Raw genomic sequence first — 13,743 nt, forward strand, 5'->3', positions numbered from 1 at the left:
ATCCACCTACCGCACTCAGAAATAGAGTGCTTAGATAATCATTAAACTGTTTTTCTTCTGCATACGCTCAACCATTTCTTCGGTGGCAAAGCCTAAACGCCAGTACAGCAGCTCCAGTACATCCAGCTCATCCTGGGTGATAATCCGGTCATTCCACAAACAGGCTTCGGCAATACCCAGAATACTTAAACGGTCACGCAACAACAGCCCGGCCATATCATTCAGAATTTCTGACAGATCAATTGGCTCATCGGAAATTTCTTCATACAGCGACATTTCATACGGTGTCAGTACGCGCTGTAAAATTTTTTCCCGCACTTCCAGCTGGTTGCCGCTATTGATTTGCTGCACATGCAGCAAGGCATCAATTAAACGTACAATTTGCGGTTTAACTTCATCCAACGCCGTCGGGGTATGCAGCGGCAGCAGGTTCAACTCGGATTTGACCCGCTCCAGCAGCAAGGCATCCAGCAGTCCAATTTCCCCATCTTCCTGAATAATTTTGGCCAGCTTGGTCAAAAACTGCCGCGCGATACTGGCCGGCATACCGCCAATATTCTGGCAGGCTTCCAGAAAAATGGAGATATGCACCCGACCATCCAGATTTAACAAGGCATCGACAATGGCACGGCTGACTTCTACTTCAGGCGGAATAAATTCGCGGTATTGGCGAATCATTAAAATTGCCATCATCACCTCACGCGAACCAGTGGCCGTCTGCAAGGCACGCTGGATCAGTTCCGGACGCGGCATATTACGGCGGATTTCCGGTTTCAGCGGCTTGATTGCATCTTTAATGGCAAAGCTAATCGGGGATAATCGCAATAAAGGCAAAGGTTGCGGCGAACTCCACGGCGCATAATATTCACCATTGACCTCTTCCAGTGAACGAAACAGACCAAACCAGGGCTGGCTGCGCAGCTTTTTCAGGTTTTCCAGTTGTAGATCCTGCACCAGTGCCGGATTTAACTCATAAATCCGCGCATCAATACTCGGATGGATATTCAACCAGCTTTGCGGACTCAGCGAGTTGGCAAAACACATATGCGCAATTGATTCCGAATATTCACTGTGAATTTGCGAACCGGCATGGTGCACATAAATCCTGAGCAGGGTTTGAATATTGGCATTGTTCTGGATTAAACGTTTGGTTTTCAGGTCGTTTTTAAAGGTACGCCCGCTCAGGTTTAAATATTTAATAAAACGGGTAATCAGCATGCCTAAGCTGCCAATCAGCCAGATCATGCCGCCCAGTGCAACAAAAGGCGTGGCAGGTGCATAAGCGGTGTTGTAATACTGCTTGCCAAAGCCGAGTTTGGCCACTTTACTGCCCCACTGGCTAAACGTGGTCAGGCTGCTGTAGAGAATTTTCAGCTTGGTATTTTCCGCAGTTTCACCACTTAAAATTTGATGAAACTCATGACTGAGCAAGCCATACAGTTCCTGCTCATCCAGGTTTTGCAAGGCGCCCCAGGTCAGAATAATCGCAATATCGCGTGGATAAAAACCGGCGGTCAGTGCATTTACCCCGACTTCATCCGGCAGGACATACAGCGCCGGCGTATCAATCGCGAAGGTATCGGCCAGCTGTTCGGTAATTTTTAAGGCAACACTTTCTTCCGGCGTGCTTTCAATCAGGCTTAAACGACGTGCACACAGCTGCTTGGCCAGTGAGTGGCCGCCAGAACGGAAAATATATAATTCAATGGCAATGGAAATGCCCATTAAAGACAGCAGTACCGCGACCAGATAAGGACTTAAGCTATGCCAGTAAATGGACTGCGAAGCATCAATATAATGCACCAGCAAACCCAGTACAGTATTTAAAATAAAAATGGTCAGGATGACCGCAAGCAGACACAGGCTTGCAGACCACATCATATTCTTGTTTTTAATAAAGTAGTAACCTACATCTTTCAATGTAAATTTCCTTAAATTACATTGTCTTTAGGCGACATCATAAATGAAAAAAGCGGGAATTTCCCGCTTTTCCTGCCAGTTTTACAAGAATTATTCTTCTTTCAAACCGGTCAAATCTACCGATGCAGCATCAATATTCACATCGATATAATTGTCTTTTTTCTTTTTGGCTGTATCGCTGCGTTTTTGCTGAAGATTATCCAGATAGGCTTCATCAATACCGCCAGCAACATAGACTCCATCAAACACCGAGCAATCGAAATTATTGACTTCTGGCACTTTATGGGTGCGTACTGCAGCTTTTAAATCTTCCAGATCCTGGAAAATCAGACGGTCAGCACCAATAATTTCACGAATTTCTTCGACGCTACGGCTAGAGGCAATTAGCTCAGATTTAGCCGGCATATCAATACCATACACGTTTGGATATTTCACCATTGGCGCCGCTGAAGCGAAAAATACGCGTTTGGCACCAGCATCACGTGCCATCTGGATAATTTCGTTACAGGTGGTACCACGCACAATCGAGTCATCTACCAGTAACACGTTCTTGCCTTTAAATTCCAGCTCAACCGGGTTCAGCTTTTGACGTACCGATTTTTTACGCTGCTGCTGACCTGGCATAATGAAGGTACGACCGATATAACGGTTTTTCATAAAGCCTTCACGGAATTTAACACCTAAGGTGTTGGCCAGTTCCAAGGCCGAAGTACGCGAAGTATCTGGAATTGGAATCACGACATCAATATCGTGTTCCTCACCCCATTCACGCAGAATTTTTTGCGCCAGCTTCTCACCCATTTTTAAACGGGCTTTATAAACCGAAATACCGTCAATGGTCGCATCTGGACGCGCAAAATACACATATTCAAAAATACATGGATGATATTCAGATTGTGCCGCACACTGCTGGGTAAACATCTGGCCGTTAGAGTCAATGAAGATGGCTTCACCCGGTGCCAGGTCACGCTCGACTTTAAAGCCCAGGGCCGTAATTGCCACCGATTCAGAGGCAATGATGTATTCCATGCCTTCATCGGTTTCACGCGAACCGTAAATTAACGGACGAATCCCATGCGGGTCACGGAAGCCCACAATCCCTTGACCGGTCACCATGGCCACCACGCCATAAGCCCCTTTACAACGCTCATGCACACGCGTTACCGCATGGAAGATATCTTCTGCTGCCGGCTCCAGCTTGCCGCGTTTTTGTAATTCATGGGCAAAAACGTTTAACAGTACTTCTGAATCTGAATCGGTATTCATGTGACGTAAATCGGTCTTGAACAGGTCTTCATGAATTTCTTCGGCATTGGTCAGGTTACCGTTATGCGCCAAGGTAATACCGTATGGTGAGTTCACATAAAACGGCTGCGCTTCTGCACTGCTAGATGAACCTGCCGTCGGATAACGCACATGACCAATCCCGTAGTTGCCCAGCAAGGCACGCATGTGACGGGTATGGAATACATCACGCACCATGCCATTGTCTTTACGCAAGAACAAGCGACCTTCATGGCAAGTGACAATCCCAGCTGCATCTTGTCCCCGATGTTGTAACATCGTTAATGCATCAAACAACATTTGGTTAACAGGTGATTTACCAGCTATACCAACTACTCCACACATAGCAACCTCGCAGACCAGCTAGGATTAATAAAAAGGATTATTCGTTGACTCATCTGCGCCCTTTCGTTCAGGTTCAGATGAAGAACCAGAAGATTTCGGAGCATCTTCTGATTTGATGTGCTGTAAAGCCTCATTGGCGGCATCTTTGGACATTTGTGTGGCCCAAGGCGCATAAGGTAAAAGGGTTTGAATAAATTTGGACTGTTTCCAGTGCGGCGAACTTTCGACCCACGGCCCAATGCCCTGAATGGCAATTAGCACAATCAGCAGACCTTTGAGGGTACCAAACGCACCACCGGCTAAACGATTTAATGGGCCCAGTTTCAGCGATTTCAAGATGCGGTTTAATAATGCGCTCACCATCCAGGTCAGCACCACAATCACCAACACAATAAAAGCAAAGGCCGCAATTTTCTGAACCACCGGATCAGCACTGAGAGCGGTCATTGAAGGCGCTAGAACGGAAGCATATTTTGCCGCCACAATCAGGGCAAAAATCCAACCGACCAAGTTCGCAAAGGCTTTAATAAATCCTTGACGCAAACCGTTAAGCCCTCCAATGAGCAGAATAATCAGTATAAAGATATCGATGGCGTTCATGACTTTAAAGTGCGTCTACACAATCTTTCACAAGTTCCGGGCCAGTATAGACCAAACCGCTATACACTTGTACCAAAGTTGCACCGGCATTGCGTTTCGCAACTGCCTGCTCACCTGAAAGAATACCACCAACACCAATTAAAGGAATTTTGCCCTCTAAGGTTTTGGCAAAGGCTGCCAGACACGCGGTACTCTTTTCAAATACTGGCGCACCCGATAAACCACCGGCTTCATCGCCATGTGGCAAATTCTCTACCCCTTCACGAGACAAGGTGGTATTGGTCACAATTAAACCATCAATTTTAAATTGCAGTAATTGCTGGGCAATAAATTCAATATCGGACGGTTCTAGATCTGGCGCGACTTTCAGCACCAACGGTACATAATGCTGATGCTCTTCGGCCAACGCCAACTGACGCTGTTTCAAGGTTTGCAACAGCTCGGTCAGGGCATCGCCGCTTTGCAGACTACGCAAATTCTTGGTGTTTGGTGATGAGATATTGACCGTAATATAAGAGGCGTAATTATAAACTTTTTCTAAACAGATCAGATAATCATCAACCGCTTTTTCTACCGGAGTATCGGCATTTTTACCAATATTAATCCCCAGTACGCCTTTAAATTTGGCGGCCTTGACGTTTTCAGTCAGCTTGTCGACGCCATCATTATTAAAACCCATGCGGTTAATAATGGCTTTGGCCTGCGGTAAACGGAACAGACGCGGATGTGGATTACCGGCTTGCGGACGCGGGGTGATGGTACCAATTTCAATAAAACCAAAACCTAAAGCGGCCAGCGCATCAATATAGGCACCATTTTTGTCCAGGCCTGCAGCCAGACCCACCGGATTCGGGAATTCAATACCCATACAGGTGACTGGTTTTGCTGCCACCTGCTGACGCATCAGGCCCATTTTATGACCTGATTTTAATAAAGATAATGTGAGCTCATGTGCACGCTCCGGTGCCAAAGAAAACAACAAAGGGCGGGCAAGAGAATACAACATATCGGCAAAAGTCTACGGCTTTTTAAGTCGGCCTATTATAGGCCCAGATTGTTGAAAACACCATGCTTGACCATTGTTTATTTTTACCGGTTATTGCACTGTCGCCGTTAATTTAATCTGCCCGGCATCGGAAATTAATTCCATTTTTTCAATGCTTAATCCCATTTGTGCCAGCTGGGTCAGGAAATTGGCCAGCACTGAATATTGTGCATGACTGCTTACAATTTGAATTTTTTCACCCGACTGCTGCGATGCAACCGATAAACCCTGCTGCTGTGCCACGCGCTGTACTTTTTCCAGACTGCTGAGCTGTACATCCCCGGCCGGCTTCATGGTCACGGCGTTGCTTTGCATCCACACCATCAGATCTTTTAAGGTATTGAGCCGTTTTTGCTGCTGATCTGCCGCGCCGTGCATATACCACAGCGCCGATCCGATGGCGGCTACCAGTACAAAAATACCGGTAAAAATCACCATGATCCGTTCACGCAAGCTCAGCGTATCTAAATAGTCATTTAATTTTTCCAGCGACTGATCCCAACGCTGCTGAATTTTTTCTACTGCTTTCATTATTGTACTTTCACCAGTCCGATTGCGCCGTTGGCGGCCGGTTGAATATTACCCAGCTCGACTTTAAAGCCCAGCTGGTTTAATTGCTGGGTCAATGCCTGCAAGCTGGCTGCAGAGCTGGCCTGTAATTCCATATTCAGACTGGACAGATCATAATTGACCCGTCTGGCCACAATCTGATTCTGCATCAATACCGGCCCGATCCGACTGAGCAGCTGTAAGGCCTGGGTATCGGCAGTCTGGCTTTGTTTTAACTGATATTCAAACTGGCTTTTAATATTTTGCTCGGTGACCGGATAGTTTTGCCCAAACCAGTATTTAAACTGATCAATCGCCTGCACCGCGGTCTGATTCGCAACTTTTTTATACTGATACCAGCGCGTGGCATCATAACTGAACTGCACCACCAGAATCCCCAAAAATACCGCAGCACAGGCTTTCCAGTAACCCGAAATGCCCGATTCACTTTTGGCTTTGGGTAAAATATTAAAAGGATGCTGTTTGACTTTTTTCAGCACCGGCACTTCATAATGGAAAGAGCTTAACTGCTCATGCGTGCTGATAGCCTCAATACTGTGCATCTGTTCGGCGGTAAAATTACTGATCTGATAACGCTGTTCAGGCGCCTGATAATCCAGAAATAAAGCCAGATCATCGACCGAGCTGCCCAGATATTCATTTTCACGTACCAGCAACCGGCCACAGACATTGGCCAGCACAATATGATCAGGCTCAGGCACTGGCAGCAATAAAAAGTCTGGCAATAAGGCCGTGACTTTGACCGGCAATAGCGCCAAAGCATGTTGCAAGGTTTCGACATGGCTTTGCGCCACACCAAGTAAAGTCAGGCGGTCCGGCTGCTGAAAATGATGCAGCACTTTCATGGCATCAATTGGCAATACCACAAATTCTTCTAGCAGGAATTTAATTCCGTCTGGCCCCAGCTGCTTGTATTGGGCCTTGCTCATCTGCTGTTGCAGCATCTGTATATCCCGGCTCGGAAAATACACCACTGCTTCTTCACCCTGATGAAGCTGTATCGCCTGAATCAGGTCTTCCAGGGTATTGGCCTGAACCCAGTACTCCCCGCTTGACCATTGCCAAACCCCATTGGCTTCCGGCATCCATATTTGCAACATTGTTATTGTACTGCCATGAAATAAAGTGTGTTGTTATGCGTCTGGAATAAAACTTTTTATTTGTGTCGATAAACCTGCAGCAATAACCGCCTGCTCATAAATACGCGCTTCTGCCAGCGCATAAGGATGGAAAGATTCCCCGGTTAACTGCTCTGCAATATGTGCCACCACATTCATATGACACACCACCGCAATTGATTCATAAGGCAAATGCGATAACCACTCAATAGCCTGAGTCGCATCATCATCCGGTTTAATGGTATTGCAGATCACCACAGGCACATCTTTAAAATAGGTCTGGATATGCGCCAGCGTTTCCTGGGCACGTAACAGCGGACTAACCACAAACACATCCGGACGGATCAGATCTTTTAAATACTCTGCCGTTTGCTGTGCCTGGGTATGCCCACGTTCGGTCAGGGGACGTTTAATATCATTACCATGCACGGGTGGTGAAGCTTCACCATGACGCACTAGGGTCAATTGCATATACATTTCCTTATTTCATTTTGTCCGCATTATAAGCAGTAAATATGACAGTTCGGTTCATCAAACTGTCATATTTTAACCAATTTATACCTCATGATGTGGCAATACAAACTCTACATCACTACGATGGCCATTTTTCATGAGTGCCAGTGCAATCGTCAGCGGCGGCTGTCCTTCATAAATTACATCATACAAGGCGCTGGTAATTGGCATATACACATCCAGCTCTTCAGAACGCGCTTTGACCTGCACAATGGTATTAATCCCTTCTGCGGTCTGGCCCAGTTCCTGTGTGGCCTGTTCCAGGGTTTTGCCTTTGCCCAGTGCAAACCCGACCTGATAGTTACGACTCAGTGGACTGCTACAGGTGGCAAATAAATCACCGACACCTGACAGACCTAAGAATGTCAGCGGGTTGGCGCCCAGCTTGACCGCAAAACGGCTCATTTCAGCTAAAGCACGGGTTAAAATCATACTTTTGGTATTTTCACCGACGTTATACGCGGCGGCCATGCCCATGGCCACGGCATAAATATTTTTTAACGCCCCACCAAGTTCCACCCCGTGTACATCATCACTACCGAATACACGGAATAAAGCACTATGGAGTGCCTGCTGCACCGCATAACGTACCAGTTCTGACTGGCTGGCAATCACGGTTCCGGCAGGCTGCCCGGCTACAATTTCTTTGGCCAGGTTCGGGCCAGACAGCACCCCATACGGCACTTCCGGCAATTCGGCGCGAATAATATCGCTCATAAAGCAGAAGGTTTTGGCCTCAATACCCTTGGTCAGGGACACCACCGCTTGCGAGGTGATAAACGGCTTAATCTGCTTCAGCACATCACGAAAAGAATGACTTGGAATGGCGACCAGAATAATATCTCGGTCGCGCACCGCCAGTTCCAGATCCGATACTGCTTTTAAGCCCGGCTCTAAAGGAAAATCTGGCAAATAGCGTTTATTGATATGAGTGCGGTTAATTTCTTCAGCGGTGGCTTCATCCCGAATCCAGATCATGGTATCGCAGCCGTTACGCACCGCGGTATTGGCCATGGCGGTACCAAAACTGCCCCCACCCAAGACGGTAATTCTTAATGCGGTTTTCTGATCAATATTGACCGGTTCTACCAGACTGGCAAAATTCAATTCTGACATTATTTTTATATCCTCAGCCGTATGCGATGCTTATTCCGTCCAGTAACTGACATAGGCGTCAGTCTGAATGTCCGCACGCGGCGCAATCGCTTTTGCGGCAGTTCCAATATAGATGATGCCTGAAATTAAATCATCTTCATTTAATTTCAAAGCTTTTTTCAATAATTTTGATTCAACCACGGCACCACTGCGCCACATACTGGCAAAGCCCTGGGCCTGCAAAGACAGCAGGAAATTCTGTACCGCCGCCCCGGTACTTAAGGTTTGCTCAAAATCCGGAACTTTAGGATGCGGCTGGAATTTGGTCAGTGCCAGCACCAGTAATGGCGCCCGAAAAGGATGATGTTTCACACGTTCCAGCTGCACCGCATCGGTCTGGCCCAAATCGGCCAGGGCCTGTACCAGCAATTCGCCAAAGGCTTCACGGCGCTCTGCCGGAATTACCACAAAACGGGTCGGTTTTAAACGATGATGATCAGGCGCGGTCAAGGCTGCCTGAAAGGCACGCTCCAGCTGCGCTGCATTCGGTGCCGGCTCGACCAGATGCCCAATCGACTGACGTTGATGAATATTCTGATGAACCGTAGCTTCCACTGTATCCGTCATTGGCTTATATCTATCTGTAAAATCTGCTTCAAGATTAGCATAAACCACAGAATTTACTCTATTTGCGTTGGGTTATTTGTATGAATCCTGAGTTTTAATGGCCGGCTTATCTGTCACAGAGCCACTATATAAAACTGCATTTCTTTACAGCTTCTACAAACTCTAAAAGTGTAGATATGTTTAGATAGATGACTGATTCAACAAATAAAATATGGGGACTACATATGAACAAGCTGATTGGTTTAAGTGCTGCAGCCACCGCTGCGCTGTTTTTTACCGCCTGTGCCTCAAACCCGACCTCTTCGCTGGCAATTCAGAAAGAAAATAATCAGTACGAAGTCACCGGTTTAGGGAAAAGCAATATCATCTCCAAAAACAACGCAATTAGTGCGGCCAACAAAACCTGTGGTAGCCGCGCTACACCGGTGGTGGTCGATGAACAGACCACTTATAACGGCGCTTTAAAAGGCGTGGTCGATGAACAGACCGGACAGATGATTCAGGCTGCCGCGACTGTGCTCGGCACCATCTCGGGTCGTAATGCCCAGCTGGCACAGGATGATGATTATCAGACCGTACTCACCTTCCGCTGTCAGGCCAACTAATCTGAACGTAATCAAAAGATGCAATAAAAAATGGATCAGGTCCTTTGGAGCTGATCCATTTTTTCATTTTGATGCGGGTAGCTGCCTCAGCAACAACACGACATAGTAAAGTCTAGCAATAACCATCTAAACGGGTTAATGGCAGTTTTTGTCCGATGGCTTTTTCAATTTCTGGCAAATAGAAAGCATCATCTTCGGCCAGGAAACTAATACTGACCCCACGCGTACCAGCACGACCAGTACGGCCAATACGGTGCACGTAGTCATCTGATTGTTCTGGCAAGGTAAAGTTCACCACATGCGACACGCCATCGACGTGAATGCCGCGTCCGGCAACATCGGTGGCAATCATGATGTTGTGCTTGCCATTTTTAAACTGGTCCAGCATTTTCAGGCGTTTATCCTGGGCAATTTCACCAGATAGCATGACCACTTTATAGCCATCACGTTTCAGATGGTCATACAGACGGCGCACCTGATCGCGGCGGTTGGCAAAAATCATGACTTTTTCAATTGGCTCATCGCGCAGAATATCTTGCAGCAGTTTATATTTGTCTGAGTTCGACACCATATATACGCGCTGTTCGACATCGGCATTGGTTTTCTTTTCCGGTTCAATTTCGACAGTCACCGGTTCAAATAACCATTGCTGGGCCAGATTCAGCACATCGTAGCTAAAAGTGGCCGAGAACATTAAAGTCTGACGCTGCTCTTTACGCGGTGAAAAACGCACAATCCGTTTTACCGATGGAATAAAGCCCATATCCAGTAAACGGTCGGCTTCATCAATCACCAGAAATTCCAGCTGATCCAGCCAGACTTCTTTTTGCTCGACAAAGTCAATCAGACGACCCGGGGTCGCGACCATAATGTCGACAAAGTTTTTATCCAGCTGCGCTTTTTGCTTGTCAAAATCGACACCGCCCAACAAGGTCACTACATGTAGGTCGGTAAACTTCACCAGCTCTTTGGCATCGCTTTCAATCTGTAAGGCCAGTTCACGCGTCGGTGCCAGAATCAGGGCACGCGGCTCACCACGGAAACGCTGCTCTTTCACCGGATTATTCAATAAGTCATTGATTACGCTAATGAGGAAGGCAGCGGTTTTGCCGGTACCGGTCTGGGCGCGACCAATGGCATCATGTCCAGCCAAAGTAAATTTTAAAACCTTTTGCTGAATGGGCGTCATTTCCTTAAAACCTAAGGCCGCAATAGCTTGTCTCAGTTTCGGATGTAAATTTAAGGTTTCAAAACCAGATGACATAAAAATGTGCTCTAACTTATTAATCACAAAAACGTATCATATTATAAACAAAAAACGCCCCAATAGATGGAGCGTTTTTCAGATTAATCCAACGATTAGTCTAAAGGTTGTACTTCTTCCGCTTGGAAGCCTTTTTGACCTTTAACTACGCTGAACTCAACACGTTGACCGTCACGAAGTGAACGGTGGCCTTCGCCTTGAATCGCACGGAAGTGAACGAATACATCGTCGCCGCCGTTACGTTGAATAAAGCCAAAACCTTTAGTGTCGTTGAACCATTTAACTACGCCTTGTTCACGAGCTGTCATAAGTTAATCCTCATTGATTAAAAAGAAGGACCACCCGGTGTTGCAAACAGCAGAGTAAACAAAGTTTAAAAATATTTTTATTTCTAAGCTTGTAATCATTCTGTATAACTATTAACAAAATCCCGGTTACATCCAATTTGTAATAGGGCGACAAACAACAACTGCCTATCTCAAATCCTAAATACGCATCGAGCTTAACACGGGTTTATGACAAATAATAGATTTTTTTTGATTTATCTTATTCAGAATTCATGCTTTTTTTGACAAAGTTAATTCAAGATTTTTCAATGTTATATTTTGATAAAAACCGCAAATAAACTTTAGATTTGGCACCAAATTTGCTAATATTTTGAGTCCTTTTTTAAAGACCCGATTGAAGCAGATTATGGACAACTCTGTCGATGAAATGATCATCATTGATGCGATGGGACAACCCTGCCCCATGCCCTTACTGATGCTAAAACGCGCTTTAAAAAAAACCGGCGCCGGACACTTTCTGCTCAAGTCCTCTGACCCGCATAGTCAGCAAGATGTCAGCCGCTATTGTCAGATTCACCAGTACGGCTGTGAATTGACACAAATTTCTGCCAACGAGTTTCATTACTTTATTGAAATTAAATAATTTTCAATTAAAGTAAACAGCATGCATTGGCATAAAACTTTACATTTCTCTACCTTTTTTCCTTAATTTGCAAGGATATTGGTATTAAGATGAAATTTACAGGTAATACGACCCACCGATCCTATAAGGAGAACTCATGAGTGACAGCCGCAATCAGTTGATGCCCCTGTCATTATCTGCGCCAGGCGTAAATCTCGGTGCTTATATTAGTACCGTCAATCAAATTCCTATTTTAACGGCTGAACAAGAAAAAGAGTTAGCTGAACGTTATTATTACGATCAAGATTTAGATGCAGCGAAAATGTTGGTCATGTCGCATTTGCGATTTGTAGTCCATATTGCGCGTAGTTATGCAGGTTATGGTTTGCCACAAGGTGACCTGATTCAGGAAGGCAACCTCGGTCTAATGAAGGCCGTGAAACGCTTCGACCCGAATATGGGCGTGCGTCTGGTGTCATTTGCCGTGCACTGGATTAAAGCCGAGATTCACGAATACGTGATCCGTAACTGGCGTATTGTTAAAATTGCCACCACCAAGGCACAGCGTAAACTGTTCTTTAATTTACGCAGCCTGAAAAAATCCAGCAAAAAACTGACGCTGGAAGAAGCCAAGTCGATTGCCAACGACCTGAATGTCACTCCGGAACAGGTCCTGGAAATGGAAGGCCGTCTGACCGCTTATGACGCGGCTTTCGAAGCGCAAAATGATGATGAAAGTGAAAACACTACCCATGTTGCGCCGGCGCTTTATTTAGAAGATAACCGTTACGATCCGGCCCGTCTGGTCGAAGATGAAGATTATGAGGCACAAAGTACCTCTGCCCTGCATGAAGCCATGGAGCAGCTGGATGACCGTTCGCGTAATATCTTGCAGCGTCGCTGGTTAGATGATGACAAATCGACCCTGCATGAGCTGGCTGCTGAATATAATGTGTCTGCGGAGCGTATTCGCCAGCTTGAAAAAAATGCCATGGAAAAAATTAAAGTGGCAATGTCATCTAACTAAGTGATGATTCCAGAGTGCTAAAGTTAAAAAAGGGCGATCTGCCCTTTTTTGCTGTCTGTGCTTGCTGAAACCGGGCGATGATCTTAAAGAAATCCATTTTCTTCCCCCCTAAAATCAAAAAGCTGGATTCAATACCACATTTCAGGGTGAAAGTTTTTCACTTTCTCGTTGCCCGGAAAAATGTTAAGGTTGAGCGCAAATTTACTCAGGTCATTCTTGCTATGTGGATTGCAATTTCTGCCCTTAATTTAGCACTTGCGGTGATGTTAGGTGCATTTGGGGCACATGGCTTAAAAGCACGCGCAACAGAAGCTCAACTGGCGTGGTGGCAAACAGCGACTGATTATTTTTTCTATCATGCCCTCGGATTATTGGCACTGGCGATTCTGGCCAAAGTCATGACTCAATTTCCCATTAAAGCCAGCTTCCTGCTGATTCAGGTCGGGATTGTGTTTTTCTGTGGCTCATTGTATGTGATGGCGCTAGGCTTGCCGCGTGGTCTGGGTGCCATTACCCCGATTGGTGGTGCGCTAATGATTGCCGGCTGGATGGTACTGGCCTGGAATGCCATGAAATATGCCCGATAATTCGGGAAGGAAACAGCTAGGAAACTGCAGGTATGCACATTTATTTAAACGGCGAATTACAACAGACACAGTGCCATAATTTACTAGAACTGGTGCAACAACTGGCGTTGGAAGGCAAACGTTTTGCGGTAGAACAAAACGAGATGATTGTGCCGAAAAGCCGACTGGAAAGCACCCCTATTCATGATCAAGACCGCATTGAAATTATTCATGCCGTTGGCGGCGGCTAAGACG

The 13,743-nt window shown here is 46.0% G+C and carries 16 protein-coding genes; 5 read left to right on the plus strand and 11 right to left on the minus strand.

Translation table 11 applies throughout. From position 1 onward, the window contains the following. Positions 1-30: 30 nt before the first annotated feature. The 9 genes from FTU86_RS06020 to FTU86_RS06060 form a co-directional block, all read right to left on the minus strand. Positions 31-1,920, minus strand: coding sequence for a M48 family metallopeptidase (locus FTU86_RS06020; RefSeq protein WP_180006821.1), 1,890 nt, complete (start codon positions 1,918-1,920; stop codon positions 31-33). A gap of 90 nt (positions 1,921-2,010) precedes the next feature. Then, entirely contained in the window at positions 2,011-3,549 is a 1,539-nt protein-coding gene (purF, locus tag FTU86_RS06025) for an amidophosphoribosyltransferase (protein WP_180036627.1), read from the minus strand. A 24-nt stretch (positions 3,550-3,573) separates the two neighbouring features. Continuing rightward, the gene (locus FTU86_RS06030; protein ID WP_016658356.1) at positions 3,574-4,149 is read right to left on the minus strand and encodes a CvpA family protein; all 576 of its coding nucleotides are present in this window, start codon (positions 4,147-4,149) and stop codon (positions 3,574-3,576) included. Positions 4,150-4,153: 4 nt separating this feature from the next. Then, complete coding sequence (locus tag FTU86_RS06035) at positions 4,154-5,155, minus strand: quinone-dependent dihydroorotate dehydrogenase (protein ID WP_180036628.1); 1,002 nt, start codon at positions 5,153-5,155, stop codon at positions 4,154-4,156. Between the two features lie 90 nt (positions 5,156-5,245). Further along, positions 5,246-5,725, minus strand: a complete 480-nt coding sequence (gene gspM / locus FTU86_RS06040) for a type II secretion system protein GspM (RefSeq protein ID WP_180036629.1) — start codon at positions 5,723-5,725, stop codon at positions 5,246-5,248. Further along, positions 5,725-6,864 (minus strand): type II secretion system protein GspL, encoded by a 1,140-nt coding sequence (gene gspL, locus FTU86_RS06045; protein WP_075175183.1) that lies wholly within the window; start codon positions 6,862-6,864, stop codon positions 5,725-5,727. The genes gspM and gspL overlap by 1 nt, the downstream gene beginning before the upstream one ends. Before the next feature lie 33 nt (positions 6,865-6,897). Further along, entirely contained in the window at positions 6,898-7,353 is a 456-nt protein-coding gene (gene sixA / locus FTU86_RS06050; protein WP_163142241.1) for a phosphohistidine phosphatase SixA, read from the minus strand. A gap of 84 nt (positions 7,354-7,437) precedes the next feature. Next, on the minus strand, positions 7,438-8,511 hold the full coding sequence (locus tag FTU86_RS06055) for an NAD(P)H-dependent glycerol-3-phosphate dehydrogenase (RefSeq protein ID WP_005177113.1): 1,074 nt from the start codon (positions 8,509-8,511) through the stop codon (positions 7,438-7,440). A 30-nt stretch (positions 8,512-8,541) separates the two neighbouring features. Continuing rightward, the gene (locus FTU86_RS06060; protein WP_104471847.1) at positions 8,542-9,117 is read right to left on the minus strand and encodes a nitroreductase family protein; all 576 of its coding nucleotides are present in this window, start codon (positions 9,115-9,117) and stop codon (positions 8,542-8,544) included. Positions 9,118-9,341: 224 nt separating this feature from the next. Here FTU86_RS06060 and FTU86_RS06065 point away from each other — a divergent pair, with 224 nt between their 5' ends. Then, positions 9,342-9,722 carry a hypothetical protein gene (locus FTU86_RS06065; RefSeq protein ID WP_104488774.1) on the plus strand — a complete coding sequence of 127 codons (381 nt, stop codon included), beginning with the start codon at positions 9,342-9,344 and terminating at the stop codon, positions 9,720-9,722. 112 nt (positions 9,723-9,834) lie between these two features. On the opposite strand, the gene rhlB is transcribed toward FTU86_RS06065, so the two are convergent. Together rhlB and FTU86_RS06075 are read right to left on the minus strand one after the other, a co-directional pair. Continuing rightward, positions 9,835-10,986, minus strand: coding sequence for an ATP-dependent RNA helicase RhlB (gene rhlB, locus FTU86_RS06070; RefSeq protein WP_005177106.1), 1,152 nt, complete (start codon positions 10,984-10,986; stop codon positions 9,835-9,837). Positions 10,987-11,081: 95 nt separating this feature from the next. Then, positions 11,082-11,294, minus strand: coding sequence for a cold-shock protein (locus tag FTU86_RS06075; protein WP_005177104.1), 213 nt, complete (start codon positions 11,292-11,294; stop codon positions 11,082-11,084). A 385-nt stretch (positions 11,295-11,679) separates the two neighbouring features. Here FTU86_RS06075 and FTU86_RS06080 point away from each other — a divergent pair, with 385 nt between their 5' ends. The 4 genes from FTU86_RS06080 (at position 11,680) to thiS (ending at position 13,739) form a co-directional block, all read left to right on the plus strand. Beyond that, positions 11,680-11,916, plus strand: a complete 237-nt coding sequence (locus FTU86_RS06080; protein WP_016658363.1) for a sulfurtransferase TusA family protein — start codon at positions 11,680-11,682, stop codon at positions 11,914-11,916. Between the two features lie 136 nt (positions 11,917-12,052). Beyond that, a complete protein-coding gene (gene rpoH / locus FTU86_RS06085; protein ID WP_005177101.1) occupies positions 12,053-12,922 on the plus strand; it encodes an RNA polymerase sigma factor RpoH in 870 nt (289 codons plus the stop codon). 221 nt (positions 12,923-13,143) lie between these two features. After that, positions 13,144-13,509 (plus strand): DUF423 domain-containing protein, encoded by a 366-nt coding sequence (locus FTU86_RS06090; protein ID WP_127801157.1) that lies wholly within the window; start codon positions 13,144-13,146, stop codon positions 13,507-13,509. 32 nt (positions 13,510-13,541) lie between these two features. Further along, a complete protein-coding gene (thiS, locus tag FTU86_RS06095) occupies positions 13,542-13,739 on the plus strand; it encodes a sulfur carrier protein ThiS (protein WP_005177095.1) in 198 nt (65 codons plus the stop codon). Positions 13,740-13,743: the final 4 nt, after the last annotated feature.

Source organism: Acinetobacter sp. YH12155 (assembly GCF_013418255.1).
Classification (GTDB): domain Bacteria; phylum Pseudomonadota; class Gammaproteobacteria; order Pseudomonadales; family Moraxellaceae; genus Acinetobacter; species Acinetobacter indicus.